Origin of the sequence: Sphingobacterium ginsenosidimutans, assembly GCF_039536865.1 — a bacterium.
Classification (GTDB): domain Bacteria; phylum Bacteroidota; class Bacteroidia; order Sphingobacteriales; family Sphingobacteriaceae; genus Sphingobacterium; species Sphingobacterium detergens.
On sequence record NZ_BAAAZK010000002.1, the window covers coordinates 1083429 to 1098505 of the forward strand.

General features: G+C 38.1%; 16 protein-coding genes. 4 read left to right on the plus strand and 12 right to left on the minus strand.

The window, feature by feature from the left end:
- Positions 1-77 precede the first annotated feature (77 nt).
- From ABFX33_RS04430 to ABFX33_RS04440, 3 genes are all read right to left on the minus strand, one after another.
- Positions 78-1325, minus strand: a complete 1248-nt coding sequence (locus ABFX33_RS04430) for a hypothetical protein (protein ID WP_346084496.1) — start codon at positions 1323-1325, stop codon at positions 78-80.
- 143 nt (positions 1326-1468) lie between these two features.
- A complete protein-coding gene (locus ABFX33_RS04435; protein WP_346084498.1) occupies positions 1469-2539 on the minus strand; it encodes a Gfo/Idh/MocA family protein in 1071 nt (356 codons plus the stop codon).
- Between the two features lie 28 nt (positions 2540-2567).
- On the minus strand, positions 2568-3158 hold the full coding sequence (locus ABFX33_RS04440; protein ID WP_346084500.1) for a phosphatase PAP2 family protein: 591 nt from the start codon (positions 3156-3158) through the stop codon (positions 2568-2570).
- A 465-nt stretch (positions 3159-3623) separates the two neighbouring features.
- Here ABFX33_RS04440 and hisG point away from each other — a divergent pair, with 465 nt between their 5' ends.
- Both hisG and hisD read left to right on the plus strand, forming a co-directional pair.
- Positions 3624-4475 (plus strand): ATP phosphoribosyltransferase, encoded by an 852-nt coding sequence (gene hisG / locus ABFX33_RS04445; RefSeq protein ID WP_257089274.1) that lies wholly within the window; start codon positions 3624-3626, stop codon positions 4473-4475.
- Positions 4476-4496: 21 nt separating this feature from the next.
- Positions 4497-5783 (plus strand): histidinol dehydrogenase, encoded by a 1287-nt coding sequence (gene hisD / locus ABFX33_RS04450; RefSeq protein ID WP_346084501.1) that lies wholly within the window; start codon positions 4497-4499, stop codon positions 5781-5783.
- Positions 5784-5973: 190 nt separating this feature from the next.
- Here hisD and ABFX33_RS04455 read toward each other — a convergent pair whose 3' ends face one another.
- Genes ABFX33_RS04455 through ABFX33_RS04465 form a run of 3 tightly spaced genes read right to left on the minus strand, consistent with a single transcriptional unit; the run spans position 5974 to position 8852 of the window.
- Positions 5974-6897, minus strand: coding sequence for a YARHG domain-containing protein (locus tag ABFX33_RS04455; RefSeq protein ID WP_346084502.1), 924 nt, complete (start codon positions 6895-6897; stop codon positions 5974-5976).
- A gap of 34 nt (positions 6898-6931) precedes the next feature.
- Complete coding sequence (locus tag ABFX33_RS04460; protein WP_346084504.1) at positions 6932-7600, minus strand: DUF2306 domain-containing protein; 669 nt, start codon at positions 7598-7600, stop codon at positions 6932-6934.
- Between the two features lie 7 nt (positions 7601-7607).
- Complete coding sequence (locus tag ABFX33_RS04465) at positions 7608-8852, minus strand: ABC transporter permease (RefSeq protein WP_346084505.1); 1245 nt, start codon at positions 8850-8852, stop codon at positions 7608-7610.
- 184 nt (positions 8853-9036) lie between these two features.
- Here ABFX33_RS04465 and queA point away from each other — a divergent pair, with 184 nt between their 5' ends.
- A complete protein-coding gene (queA, locus tag ABFX33_RS04470) occupies positions 9037-10086 on the plus strand; it encodes a tRNA preQ1(34) S-adenosylmethionine ribosyltransferase-isomerase QueA (RefSeq protein WP_120258383.1) in 1050 nt (349 codons plus the stop codon).
- A gap of 85 nt (positions 10087-10171) precedes the next feature.
- The gene (locus tag ABFX33_RS04475; RefSeq protein WP_346084507.1) at positions 10172-10855 is read left to right on the plus strand and encodes a 2-C-methyl-D-erythritol 4-phosphate cytidylyltransferase; all 684 of its coding nucleotides are present in this window, start codon (positions 10172-10174) and stop codon (positions 10853-10855) included.
- An 11-nt stretch (positions 10856-10866) separates the two neighbouring features.
- On the opposite strand, the gene ABFX33_RS04480 is transcribed toward ABFX33_RS04475, so the two are convergent.
- The 6 genes from ABFX33_RS04480 to ABFX33_RS04505 all read right to left on the minus strand — a co-directional run bounded on the left by ABFX33_RS04480 (position 10867) and on the right by ABFX33_RS04505 (position 15076).
- Positions 10867-11022: a lmo0937 family membrane protein gene (locus ABFX33_RS04480; protein WP_120258385.1), complete on the minus strand. Its 156-nt coding sequence runs from the start codon at positions 11020-11022 to the stop codon at positions 10867-10869.
- Positions 11023-11092: 70 nt separating this feature from the next.
- The gene (locus ABFX33_RS04485) at positions 11093-11869 is read right to left on the minus strand and encodes an MBL fold metallo-hydrolase (RefSeq protein WP_257089262.1); all 777 of its coding nucleotides are present in this window, start codon (positions 11867-11869) and stop codon (positions 11093-11095) included.
- Positions 11866-12135, minus strand: coding sequence for a hypothetical protein (locus tag ABFX33_RS04490; protein ID WP_346084510.1), 270 nt, complete (start codon positions 12133-12135; stop codon positions 11866-11868). Before ABFX33_RS04490 ends, ABFX33_RS04485 begins: the two co-directional genes overlap by 4 nt.
- A 156-nt stretch (positions 12136-12291) precedes the next feature.
- The gene (locus ABFX33_RS04495; RefSeq protein WP_346084512.1) at positions 12292-13419 is read right to left on the minus strand and encodes a glycosyltransferase; all 1128 of its coding nucleotides are present in this window, start codon (positions 13417-13419) and stop codon (positions 12292-12294) included.
- Positions 13420-13424: 5 nt separating this feature from the next.
- Positions 13425-14375, minus strand: coding sequence for a glycosyltransferase family 2 protein (locus ABFX33_RS04500; protein WP_120258389.1), 951 nt, complete (start codon positions 14373-14375; stop codon positions 13425-13427).
- A 98-nt stretch (positions 14376-14473) separates the two neighbouring features.
- Positions 14474-15076 carry a DUF4199 domain-containing protein gene (locus ABFX33_RS04505; protein WP_346084513.1) on the minus strand — a complete coding sequence of 201 codons (603 nt, stop codon included), beginning with the start codon at positions 15074-15076 and terminating at the stop codon, positions 14474-14476.
- Position 15077 lies beyond the last annotated feature (1 nt).

Below are 15077 nucleotides of genomic sequence, written 5' to 3' on the forward strand. Positions count from 1 at the left end.
AAAGCATTCAATCTACTTAGTTTGAATGCTTTTTTTATGTTAACTTATACTTAGTCTTCTACTCAACAAAATCTAAATCACTTTACATATTCCTTTATAAACGTATCAAGTTCAAGTGTTTTGGTCTCCTCCCCTTCTTTATCTCTCACCAAAACTTTACCAGCACTATCTACATCCAAAAATAATAGACTAGGATTAATAATAATTTTCCCATTCTCGTCCAACAAACCTATTTTCCCATCTTCCGAAAACATCAAATAATTATTTAAAAACTTACTTATATTTTCCTTCTTATCAAGCAAAACCTTCCCTTCCTGTGTGACCAATCCAAAATTTCCATCTTTTTGAAAAATAGCCAATCGTTCAGTCGCTGGAGTAAGCCAGTCAAATCCCGTTTTATTGACCTTGTTCCCCTTTTTGTCCAACAACCAGAAGTAATTATCCTTGTCTGAAACAATGGCAATCCGATCGTTAAAATAGGCCAATGAGAAAAGTGAACATGGCAATACCTCTTGCCCCGTTGAACTCTTTATTCCATAATATTCATCACTCGTATCATTATCTTTCACCATCACCCATTTAAGTGACTTATCCAGGGGAAAAGTATCTTCAAACAAACTTACGTCCCCCCCTTCTTCTGTATGACTACTCCCTGATATATCAACAACTTTAACATCCTGAGGCAATTGAAAGCCTTCCACAGTTGAAACATTAGAGACTTTAGTTGTCTCAAAACCCAGATCTGTATTTTGGCCCAACGACAGTTTAAGCACCGCTCCCGGGAGATCATTTACAAATGAAAAAGCAGTCATGTAGTATGTTGGCACCGCCTCCGAATACCAAACAGTTGCTTCCGCAGAATCCGCCTGATTTTTGATAAATAATTTTGCTTTTTTACAGGTCACACCGGCAACCTCTTCAATCTCTCCTAAATCTTGCATCCATACATAGGGGCCTTCAGATTCCTTTAACCTGTTGCTAACAATTTTATAAGAAGGATGATAAGTATCTGCTGTTACAATATCATCTCCTGCAGAGAAAGAATAGGTTTTCGCCAATTTTCTATTCAAAATAGCATGCTCTTTCTGATTGACAACAGCTGAAGAATAATTGGCATCTGCTAAGACCTCAACATTCTTGTAGGCCGTCTTCCCTTTCAGAAAAGGCTCGTAAAACTCTTTTGCAAACTCTGGAATCTCATTTTCAAATTTTTCGGGTGAAATCTCACCTTTAAACACAAATTCCATCTGCCATTGTTTATCTTGCCCATGCACTACAGGAATGGACAATCCAAACAATAACGCCACTTTGAATAAATTCTTCATAAGAATGATAAATATGTAGCTAAATAACAAAAGATAGACCAAAACGCCTATCCTTCTGCTATATTTTTTATTTAATTGTTTTTTTCCTTCTCAATTTTTCATAAAAGGGACAAAAAAAACAGTAAATCTTACACGAACTAAAATTACAATAATATTGTCTGTTTTGTTTTAACCGCTTCGTCACAAGCAAGCGCTATACGTAAACTATTGACCGCATCCTCCATGGAAGAAGACAAATCAATATCCTCAAGGATGGCCTGCTGAAAAAAGCGTTGTTCCCTGTTACACAACTCCTGATGATCTGGTTCATTGGCCAAGTTCACCCACTCATCTTTTTTAACAAATTCATTATTCGCATCTAAATCAGCATAGTGTACCCGTAGGTTTTCTGTTTGTGTATGCGCCGCTACCGAATCCGATTTACCCTCGTTGCTTGCTTTGTCAGCAACAATGGATACCGAACCCTTGGGACCGAAAACATCTTTTACAAAAAAGGCATTTTGACTCACCATAGGTCCCCAGCCCGCTTCGTACCAACCTACAGATCCGTCCTCAAAATGCAACTGAAGCTGACCATAATTGTAGTTCCAATCTGGAATATCGTCTGTAAGCCGGGCGCCTATCGCCGAGACACGTACCGGCCTGACACCTACCATCTGGCACATAACATCGATATAATGTACACCACAATCAACTATTGGGCTTAGGCTAGACATCAGATTGCGATGGACATTCCACATGTAACCGTGGCTTTGTTGATTAAGATTCATCCGCATAACCAAAGGTTTTCCCATAGTTTTCGAAAGCTCAATAAATTTCATCCATGAGGGATGATAACGAAGAATATATCCTACAACCAGTTTTTTATTATACTTTATAGCGGCGCTCACGACCTCTTCTGCCGATGTGACATCTTCAGCTAAAGGCTTCTCAATAAAAACATGAGCCCCCGATTCGAAAGCCTTAATTGCATAATCTTTATGTGTATCAGGATAGGTCGCAATACAGACAGCATCGGGTTTTGTTTGCAGCAATGCCTCTTCGTAAGATTCAAAAAGTGCGTAATCAGCACCTAACTCCGTATTAAGCTTATGTTTACTATCCCCTCTCGCGACCAAACCAACGATCTTAAATCCATCCAAATCGTGGTAAGCTTTCGCATGAGAAGCTCCCATATTACCACAACCTACAACCAATATTTTTATCACTTGCATCAATTATTCATTTAAACTTATTTCTATTTTACTTTCTTAACCCATCCAATGCAAAGGCCGACCCAGCCCCCAATACCGCTCCAGCGAGTACATCCGTTGGATAATGCACACCAAGATACATTCTGGAATAACCAACACTACCCGCCCAAAGTAAAGACGGTGCAACAACATACCATTTTGAGTAGGCACGGGACAAGGCTGAAGCTGTTGCAAAAGCTGATGACGTATGGCCTGAAGGAAAAGAATAGCCACCAGCCGTACGAACAGATATAAAGTTCGGATATTTTTTAAAGGGCCGACTCCGCTTGATCAGATGTTTTATTCCGACATTAACCAATGCCGTCACAGCGGTACTACTCGCGACATAAAGTGCATTTTGACGCATTGCCTTATCATTATTGATAGCACCAGCAACTAATAGACCAACAGGCACAGCAACCTGCACACAGTTGTTGATATCGGAGAGTACTTTAAAAGTCTGTGTCTGGGGTTCAGTTCTTGTCTCAGCTATAGATTCTAAAATACGAATATCTAACGTGGAAGCCGGTTTTTCCTGGGCAAGTGCAGTACCCGTCATACATAACATCCAACTCATTAAAATAAATACTATTCTTTTCATCTACTATAGATTATTTTTGACATGATATTTGCCTTTTTCAGCCACTTAATATTGTAATCAATAGAAGCAGTTACGAACAATGTATTTTTCGAAAGCTCCAACGGATGTAGTTTATGAGCAACATAGAGCAAAAAAAAGCTTCACTCCCTAAAAATAAGGAAATTTCCAGTAGTTGCCAGTCTATGTTTCAAACTTTATAGAAAATAATACGAAATTTTAAAAATCTGAAGCACCAACAGAACGAATCTTTTAACTTTTTAAAATGATAATTTTGTATTTCCCATTAATTTACTATACATTTGCTATCAGTTATTAATACAAACATGATCTATACCTACGTACATCATTTTCATTTGCATCATCGCCATGTGGCGATATGTTAATTTAATGTGTTCTTACGTAGAATACCCTCCCTCTAGTTTGATTTCTTATTATTAATAATTTACTGCTAACATTTATAAAGCGTTGAAAAATCTTAAAATTGCTATCCAAAAATCGGGTAGGTTAAACGAAAAATCTGTTCAATTACTGAAAAACTGTGGTTTAGATTTCGAAAACTACAAAAGTTCCTTGATTACTACTGTGGGCAACTTCCCTTTAGAAATATTATTTCTTAGAGATGATGACATCCCAGGCTATGTCGAACAGGGAATCGCCGACCTTGGTATTGTTGGTGAAAATATCATCGACGAAACAGAATCAAAAGTGGAATATATAAAACGACTTGGATTTGGAAAATGTACCTTAAAACTAGCTATACCAAAAGATAGTTCCATTCAAGATATCAAAGACCTTAATGGCAAAGCAATTGCAACCTCCTATCCCAATATCCTTAAAAATTTTCTTGACGACTACCAAATCAATGCGGATATACGATTGATATCCGGATCAGTGGAAATTTCACCTGGATTAGGACTTAGTGATGCAATATGTGATATCGTTTCCACAGGTGGAACATTGAAAAGCAATGGTCTAAAACCCTTTGCCGATGTCAAAAATTCCGAAGCTATTTTAGTTGGTAGAAAAGGTCTCGAAGGAAATGAAGTCCTTGCCGAATTGGTTCAACGTATAGAATCTGTTCTATTGGCTAAAGAAACCAAATATGTGGTATTGAATGTGGAGAAAAAGAACCTTCCTGCCATCACGTCTTTATTACATGGTGTAAAGAGTCCAACTGTAGTTCCATTGGCGGAAGAAGGCTGGGTAGCAGTACACACCGTAATTACGGAAGACGATTTTTGGGACAAAATCAATAAACTAAAAGCAGAGGGTGCCCAAGGTATCGTTGTGATGCCGATTGAAAAAATCATTCTCTAAACTTGACCGATTCTTACGATCATGCTAAAAAAATACGAATACCAATCTTTAGGAAAAGCGGAACTGCAACAATTGGTTGCTCGGAATACAGATCCGAACAATTCAATTCAGGAAGTCGTCCAAGATATTATTCAGCAGGTACGGGTGCAGGGCGATAGTGTCTTGCGTGAATATGCTGCAAAATTTGACAAAGTTCAACTTGACAAGCTCTTTTTGAATGAAGAAGATATTGATGAATTAGCGACTACCATACACCGTGACCAACAACGTGCTTTGGAAATAGCATTCCAAAACATACACAGGTTCCACAGTACACAGCTTAAAAGAGAACGTACAGTAGAGACTATGCCTGGTGTGAAGTGCTGGCGGGAAATCCGTCCGATTGAAAAAGTAGGACTTTATATTCCGGGGGGGTCTGCTGTTTTACCTAGCACGCTATTGATGTTAGGTATACCTGCTCGAATTGCCGGATGTAAAGAGATCGTCGTTTGTTCTCCCCCGCAATCCAATGGAAAGATTAATGGGTTTGTTGCGTATTGTTTAAAATTACTCAACATTAAACGTATCTATCTTGTTGGAGGCGCACAAGCGGTTGCTGCTATGGCCTTCGGTACCCAATCTATCCCTAAAGTTGACAAAATCTTTGGTCCTGGAAACCAGTTTGTCACGAAGGCCAAATCAATCATACAGGGACTAACGAATGTTAGCATAGACATGCCCGCAGGGCCCTCTGAAGTGCTTGTGCTTGCTGACGAAACAGCCAACCCAGCATTCGTAGCAGCAGACCTTCTGGCGCAAGCAGAGCACGGCATAGACAGTCAAGCTGTATTAGTAGCAACTTCTAATGCTTTAGTAGATGCCGTTAATATTCAACTTGAAACACAATTAACGGTGTTGCCGCGGAAAGAACTTGCTTCTAAAGCAATAGAAAACTCATATGCAGTAATCGTTAGCAACCTCCAAGAGGCGATCCAATTTTCAAATGAATATGCTCCAGAACACCTTATTCTAGAAACAGATCAGTGGGAATCCTTGACACGTCACATCAGCAACGCAGGTTCGGTTTTCTTGGGACACCTTACACCAGAAAGTGCAGGCGACTATGCATCAGGAACCAACCACACTTTACCGACATCCGGATATGCTCGTTCCTATTCTGGTGTTTCAGTCGATTCTTTTGTAAAGAAAATAACATTTCAGCATATCAACGAAACCGGACTCCAACAGATTGGATCCACAGTTGAAATACTCGCTGAACTTGAGGGCTTGCATGCACATAAAAATGCGATATCCATCCGAAATAAATAAGTTTAGTTCAGTCGAACCAAACAAGGCATAAACTCAACGGGGTCTCCAAAAAAATTAGGGACCCCGTTTTTCTTTAATCCTATTCGTACCCCTATTACCTTTTTTAATATTCGATCTTCAGGGTCCGTTTTTACTTCTTTTCCGTTTCTTTTTCTATCAGTTATAACGCAATACAAAAAACAAATGCAGATTACCTTCCAAAGGTATCGTAATTGTCCGTCGCATACTTCTCAAATCTTGTAAGAAGCGCAATATTATCTTTCTCCAACGGGCTGAGATCCGAACTTACATCTTTCGAAACCGGCACATACCAATCTACTGGATCGAAAAACTGACGAATGGAGGGTTTCGTAAAAGCATAACCATGCCGTGCAAAAATTGTATTCCGAATAATCTCTAGATCTAATTTTTTCAAGTTTTTCAAGTCTTTCTCCGCCAATTTTTGTTTAGAAGCATTTATACTGAACACAGCCGGCGATGCGGACCGATAATATTCCATCACATAAGTATAAGTAGAATCACCATCTTGATCTATCGCTTCTTTCTTTTTTGCGTTGATCCAGTCGACCAAAGTTCCATATTCTTCATCTTGATTATTTAACATCAGGTTTGGATTATAGGCAAATTGCTTTTTCAATAATTTGAAATTTCTTTTCTTAATCTTCACCCCTTGGTCGTAAGCGATCCAACTCCCAATTAATGTATCATTCTTCAATTTTATCTCAAAACGACCATCTGATTTCTTATCACCTGGCTCATCTAGTAATAGCTGCACCGCATTCCCGTCACCCTCAAGTTTCCCTGTCAACGAACGTAGATTTCCTTTGACCACATTTTGCCCAAAAACTTTCCCTTTGTCTGTTATTTTTTTGATTGTCAGGTTTATCTTTGGACTATAATCCGTATTTGGTAACCCCTCTCCATCTTCAAGAGAATTTTCATCAATCACAAAATTCCCTACCCAATTACCATAAAGCTCCTGATGGGCCTCCTGTTCAAGCAAAACGGAATCTTGCGCTTTGGGCTCAACAGCCTTCTTATTTGTTCTATCTTTACAGCCGATCATGGCGGAAAGCACTAATAATAAATAGATATTCCTTTTCATAGCTTTCATAATTTGTCTTTTTAAACGAATGAATTTACTCCATTTATGATCTGGATAGATCATAATCGTTACTTAATTTATGATTTTTTCGATAAATAATAAACTCAATAAGTAATAAATTAGGCACCCAGCCTAGCCAGGCAATAATCTGATACAGATCCATCGGATTCGGTTGAAATAGATAAACCAAAATCACTTTCCAGAAACGCAATGTAAGGGCCGAACAGGTTAGTGCAAAACTACGCAGCATAAAATCTTCGTGTGCATTAAATTTCTTCTGAACGGCCAAACGAACGGCCTGAAACGTAAAATAGAACCATCCCAGAGCAAGCAGTTCAAAGGAAATAATCGCAAATAAGCCTCCATTAGCGACCGATCCGATCAGTACTCCCGAAGGTGCAGCGAAGCCCAAAATACTAAATACATAAACGTAACCAATCCTCCGATGCAATTGCGGATATTTCTTCAGTAACCCCGAACGAAATTGCGTAAAACCAGCAGGTAAGGCGAGTATCGCTGTGCAGACATGTATATAGAAAGCGTATTTGTACCACCAAAGCGCCTCAATTTCCGTTTGTTTTATCATCAGAAAGTTAGCATCCAATGAAAAACTATGATATCGCCATGTGATTTCCGCCATCAATACACAACTGTAAGCAAAAAGCAAAAGCCAAAATCCTTTCAATATCGAAAATTGAGCTTTTTTAACCATAGTCAGTTTATTTACTTCGAATAGCTTCGACTGGATCTAACCGAGAGGCCATCAAAGCAGGTACGATACCTGATATCAGGCCAATGAAGGTAGAAAGTGATACCGTAAGAATAACCATTTTTACGCTGACAACAATTGCTACACCCGTTGCAAGTTGAACGATAAAAGCAAGAAAATAGACAACAACAAGACCAATCCCACCTCCAAGTAAACAAAGCACAATAGATTCAATAAGAAATTGCGATAAAATAAAGAAGTTTTTAGCGCCTAATGCTTTTTGAATACCGATAATGTGTGTGCGTTCCTTGACACTTACAAACATGATATTGGCGATACCGAAACCACCAACTAAAATTGAAAAAATACCAATAGAAAAACCAGCAAGATTGATGATACCAAAAAGCTGATCTAATGCCCCCGTAATCATTGTTGTCTGGTTAATAGAGAAATTTTCCTCCCGTTGCGGAGAAATACGACGGATCGAACGCATCAATGTTTTTGCTTCGCTTTCAGCTTCTCCCAATGTATAATTAGACTTGATGACCATCGCTATACTCGGAGAAAAATTATCATAATTGACAAGATTTCTAGCCAATTCAAATGGAATGAAAGCTGTATCATCTGGAGAAGTATTAATTAATACACCATTCCCCTCTTTTTTTAAGACACCGATTACCTGAATTTTTCTCCCCAACATACTAATATACTTGCCGACTGGTTCCTCATTTGGAAAAAGTCCATCCGCAATATTGGCTCCCAGTACTGTGACTAAAGCTCCACCTCTGGATTCACTTTCCGCAAAATATCGACCGTCAACAATATTTAAGTTTTGGATATATAGGTTTTCATAGGTTGCAGCATTTACCGATGAACCTTGAGCAGAATTGTTTTTATACTTAATCGTTGTGTTACCGATATTGATCATATAAGCCATATACTCCGCTGTTGTCATACGGCTTCTTAAGTCCTGGTAATTATTGTACGTAGGTTCAGGTCTGTTCAAATACTTCCACCAAGGATAATTCGGCCCACCATCCCAAGGCCATTTCTCTATATAAAGTGTCTTACTTCCTATCTTTTTTACAGATTCCTCAATATTATTTCGTAAGGTATCCACCGCTGAAAACACACCTATAATGGTAAAAATACCAATAGTCACGCCCAGCAAGGAAAGCATGGTACGTGTACGATTGTCCTTTAACGCAGAAAACGCAAACTGACAACTTTCCAATATCAATCTAAGGAATAACATAATTGCATTCTAAAATACAATATAGTTTTGATTTAATGTCAAAATCAATAAAAATATATCTATAAATTAGAAATAAGACCTTTTGATACCCAAAAAAGTTATAACTTTGTATGCTTTTTGCAACCTAGTATTTGGTGCACTGTAATGCACTGAAAGGCAGACATTAAAATATATATCATTAAAGATGAAGTTATCTCAATTTAAATTCAACTTACCAGAATCATTGCTTGCTTCTGAACCTTCTGAAAATCGTGACGAATCGCGTTTGATGGTCCTACATAAGGATACTGGTAAAATTGAACACAAAATTTTCAAAGATGTATTGGACTATTTTGACGACAAAGACGTCATGATATTAAACAATACAAAAGTTTTTCCAGCACGCCTATACGGTAATAAAGAAAAAACTGGAGCTACGATTGAAGTTTTCTTGTTACGCGAATTGAACAATGAACTTCGTCTTTGGGATGTATTGGTTGATCCAGCACGTAAAATCCGTGTCGGTAACAAATTGTATTTCGGTGACGATGACTTGTTAGTGGCTGAGGTTGTCGACAATACGACTTCACGTGGACGTACTATCAGATTCCTATTCGATGGTACTGATGAAGAATTCCGTCGCAATATCGAGATATTAGGTGAAACACCTCTTCCTAAATACATCAAACGTAAAGCGACTCCAGAAGATAAATTCCGTTACCAAACTATATATGCCAAAAATGAAGGTGCTGTAGCAGCTCCGACTGCTGGTCTTCACTTCTCTCGTGAATTAATGAAACGTTTGGAGCTTAAAGGTGTCGATTTCGCTGAAGTAACATTACACGTTGGCCTTGGTACTTTCCGTACAGTGGAAGTTGAAGATCTAACGAAACATAAAATGGATTCTGAGCAATTTATTATCACGGATGAAGCTGCAAAAGTAGTAAACAGGGCAATTGATAATAAACGCCGCGTTTGTGCTGTCGGAACGACGTCTATGCGTGCGATCGAATCCTCTGTCTCTGCAGATCATCATTTGAAGGCTGCCTCAGATTGGACAAGTAAATTCATCTATCCTCCTTACGATTTCAGCATTGCAAATTCAATGGTTACCAATTTCCATACACCGGAATCAACTTTATTGGTAATGATTGCTGCATTTGCAGGCTATGAAAATGTGATGAATGCTTATGAGGTTGCTGTAAAAGAAAAATATAGATTCTACAGTTATGGCGATGCGATGTTGATCATCTAATCAGCTTTAGATAAAAAAAATCTCTAAACGTGGGTAGCAACAAACTATCCACGTTTTTTTAAATAATAACTTTCAACCACTGTCCATGAATTTTGTCATTATCGTCGCCGCCGGAACTGGGAGTCGTATGAATAGCGATTTGCCGAAGCAATTTCTTGATTTAAATGGTCTACCGGTAATTATGCATACCATCGACCATTTTCACCAATCATCAGATATTTCGGAAATTATCTTGGTAATCAGCAAAGAAATGGAAAAATTCTGGATAGATTTATGCTCAATGCTGCAATATAGCACGCCAGTGCATTTGACTTTTGGAGGTAAAACCCGCTTTGAAAGTGTAAAGAATGGTATTGAATATATCCAAGAAAATTTTGAAGTAGGAGCTGCAGATTATATTGCTGTACACGATGGAGCCCGTCCTATTGTCTCCACCTCATTAATTACTAAGGCATTCCAAGGCGCCTATAAATACCAAGCAATTGTTCTAGCGCAAAAAAGTATCGAATCCGTACGACTTGGTAATAATACATCAAATAATGCTACCGACCGAAATCAGGTTTGGTTAGTACAGACCCCACAAGTATTTCAGGCCGAATTGCTTATAGAAGCTTATCGCCAAGAAGAGGATCCTTTATTCACAGATGATGCATCGGTGGTCGAAAAAATGGGCAACCGCATTTCAATTGTTGAAGGAGATTCCAAAAATATAAAAATCACCTATCCACAAGACCTACAAATTGCCCAATTTTATTTGAATCTGATATAATACGGAATTGGTTAAGCGTTACCGCGAATGACACGTAATAGTACGACGATAATTGCAATCACCAATAGAATGTGAATGATGTTTCCACCTCCTGCATATCCTCCAAAAAAGCTGATCGCCCAGATGATCACTAAAATAACGGCGATGATGTACAATAAGTTTCCCATTTGTTTATATTTTAATACCTAATTCTGTTTTGTATAGGTATAACAACGAGAAATGAACTATAGTTTTATATTAAATAGAATTATCAATATCGATCTGCAGTCTATCATAAGCTAAGAACATGTTTGGAGGTAGTTCTTGTGAGACTTCTGCATGTAATCCCATCCGGTGCCCAATGTGCGTAAAATAGGTTTTTTCCGCCTGAATATCTTGTGCAAATTCAATGGCTTCCTGCAAGGTCAGATGGGAAATATGGGATTCTTTTTGCAAGGCGTTGACCACTAGAATTTTTACACCCTCCAATAACTGTCTCGATTCCCCAGTAATAAATTTGGCATCTGTAATGTAGGCAAAATCGTCTATCCTAAATCCAAGCACAGGCATTTTATAATGCAATACTTCTATGGGCATGATCTCCTTCCCAAATAAGAGCAATGGCTCACCAGCTTTTATTTCTTCTAGGTCCAACCGAGGAGCACCCGGATATTTAACTTCCGTAAATGCGTAATAGAACTCTCGCTTTAAAGCATCGTGAAGCGCTTCCGTTCCATAAATAGAGATAGAAGAATGCTGCTGATAATTAAACGCTCTAACATCATCCAAGCCCGCAATATGGTCTTTATGAGAATGTGTCATCAACACCGCATCCAGATGCATTACCTTCTCCCGCAGCATTTGATATCGAAAGTCAGGCCCCGTATCTATGACAAGAGTATGATTATTATATTCAACAAGAATGGAAGAACGCAATCGCTTGTCATGTTTGTCTTGAGATTGACAGACTTGACATTGGCACGCAATAACGGGTACCCCCTGTGATGTTCCGGTTCCTAAAAATGTTATTCTCAAACTGCTGTTTTTGATTTCAATACCTCTTCATAAATTGGAAAGAGTTTTTCTGAAATATACTCTAAATCAATCTCCACATCCAATAGAATATTCCATAAAGATTGGATTTTTATCTCCAGATTCGAAAACTTATTCACAACTACAACCTTTGTTGCCTGTAACATACAGGCGCCTGTACGGAATGATCCCTTTTCATACCTAACTTTATAGCCCTGTTCCTTAAAAAACTCCTCTATCTTTGCTAAACTGCTCTGTGTAAACGGCAACAAAATCTCTCCTTCTTTTTAATTTCTTCCTCAGTATTTCAAACTTAGATAAATTTGCTTTTATATACAAATAAATTCAGCTATACACGTTTATTAGACATTTAATAGGAGGTCTTTAGAATTTCTCTTTTTTCTAAAGCTTATAATAGATGTATTTCAATCAATCAATTTAAGAAGCTCTTTCCCAAAGGTATCCCAGCTATATTTTTTCTTCTCGTCAATAATATTTGTTCTGAATTGAGCTTCTTTATCATGGCGATAAAAAGACACAATTCCTTCCGCTATGCTATTAACATTTGGTTCCACGACATACCCTACATAACCATCTTGTACCAGCTCTGGTAAGCCCCCTACATTGCTGACAATCATGGGTAAATCAAAGTGATAAGCAACCTGAGTAATACCACTTTGAGTTGCACTTCTATACGGTAAAACAACACAGTCAACCGCCGAAAAATACCACCCAACTTCCTGATTCGGAATAAAATCAGTATGCATATAGATAGACTCCTCCAAACGGTGTTTTTTGATAAGTGCTAAATACGGTGCTGGGTCCCCGTAAAACTCTCCGGCCAATAATAATTTGATATTTAAATCTCGAACCCTTACATCTGCTAAGGCCTCTAGCAACATATCCAAACCTTTATATTGTCGGATAAATCCAAAAAATAAAATAACCTTATCTTGCTGATCAATATTGAGCAATTTACGCGCATCGAGTTTGCTCAAGTGAAGACCATAATTATCATAAAGAGGATGTGGTGTATAGATAGCTGGAATCTTCGGGCTCAACGTCTTTAAGTCAGCCAATACGCTTTTGCTCATGGTAACACAGGCATCAACTGATTTTAAGAAATAACGGATTAATAACTTATCTCCAAATCTTTGCTCGTGAGGAATGATATTATCTGCTATACAGACAATTTTGGTATGTTTATTTTTTCGTACCTGTCGTTGAATAGTACCTAAGCAAGGTCCAAAAAAGGGCATCCAAAAGCGAACAATAAGTAAATCATATTTCGCCCTTCTTAGTTCTCCGCCCACTTTAAACCAATTCAGCGGGTTGATTGAATTAACTTTCGTCTGTATATTCAAGCCAGCTGGAGCTGGTTCATCTGAATATTGAGATTTACCGGGAAAGAGAAAGTTGGGATACTGTAATGCAAAAGAATAAATATCAACCTCATGCCCCAATTCTTGAAAATGGGTCGCCAATCGTTCGTTGAAAGAAGCGATCCCCCCTCCCCTCAAAGGGTAGGCAGAACCCAGAATCACAATACGCATAATGATTAAATGACTTTTTCGATTTGATAATCATTTCGATCCGAACTACTTCTTGAAACCAGTTCAGCTAAAAATCCTGTCAAAAACAATTGGGTCCCTAGAATAATCGCCGTCAATGCAAAGAAAAATAATGGCTGATCAGTGATATCCCTAAATGGCGTACCACTGGCGATACTCATCAGTTTGTGACAGATTAAATAGACAGAAATAAATAAACCGGCTAGGAAACTCATAACACCCATGACACCAAAGAAATGCATTGGCCGCTTAGCGAATTTTCCAACAAAAAATATAGACAGCAGATCTAAAAATCCTTTAACAAAGCGTCCTGGTCCAAATTTCGTTGTGCCATATTTACGTGGATAATGCTGAACGATTTGCTCCTGAATATTCGTAAATCCTGCCCATTTTGCAATGACTGGAATATAACGGTGCATTTCACCGTACACCTCTATATTTTTGACAACTTCTTTCTTGTAAGCCTTAAGACCACAATTAAAATCATGTAAATTGTGAATCCCCGACATTGATCTCGTTACGCCATTGAATAATTTGGTTGGAATTGTTTTTGTTAATGGATCATAACGTTTTTGCTTCCATCCCGAAACTAGGTCAGCCCCTTTATTCATAATTCGGTCATACAATTCCGGAATCTCATCTGGACTATCCTGTAAATCCGCGTCCATGGTGATCACAACATCGCCCTGAGCTGCTGCAAACCCAACATTTAAAGCAGCGGATTTTCCATAATTACGTCTGAATTTGATGGCCGAAATATTGCCATTTTGCAATTTTAATTCTTCAATGATCTTCCAAGAGTTGTCTTTACTCCCATCATCAACCAGAATGATTTCATAAGAGAAATGATTGGCCGCCATGACACGGTCAATCCAAGCGGTCAATTCGGGTAAAGATTCTTCTTCATTAAATAATGGAACAACAATAGAAATATCCATGTGAATGTTAATCATGCTAAAAATGTACTATTTTAATACAAACAAAGGTATTACTTTTCTCAGCAATACCTTGTAGACTATATTTTATTTTATAAAACCTAATTACTTTGCTGCACAAATACTGGCTTTTCCCTTTTTGAGAGCGCCGATAACAACAATGCAAACACAAACTGAAATAACAGTGTGATAGCCAAACCCTTAAAGATTTGACCCAAGGTAATCTTTCCAATCGCATCAACTTGTTTTTCCAACTCCGCAATTTTTGAATCTATGACCTCATCAGGCACATTATTCTTTTCCATATATTCAATGGTCACATTGATGGTGTGCGTGACGACTTTTTCCTGCAAAGTCGGATTCACAAAGTTAACATACACCTGCGTCCCTATAGTAGAAATAATCGTCGAAATAGCCAACATCATAAAGATGGATTTGAGCGCTATGGAAAAACTCCAATAACCGCCATTTGCTTTTCTAAGAGAAAAAGAAAATAACGCAGAGATAATAACAAAAATGCCTGTATTGACAATAAAGGACATAGACATAACTCCCCAGAAGGAATTCAGGTCCTTAACAATAAAAAGAACGATCAGTCCAAGAACAAAGGAAATCACGCCTAAAACAATGCCATAGATAATACTCTTCTTCTTGTCAATTACTGCATCGAATCCGGCATTACTGGGGTTGATTGAATCTGCCATA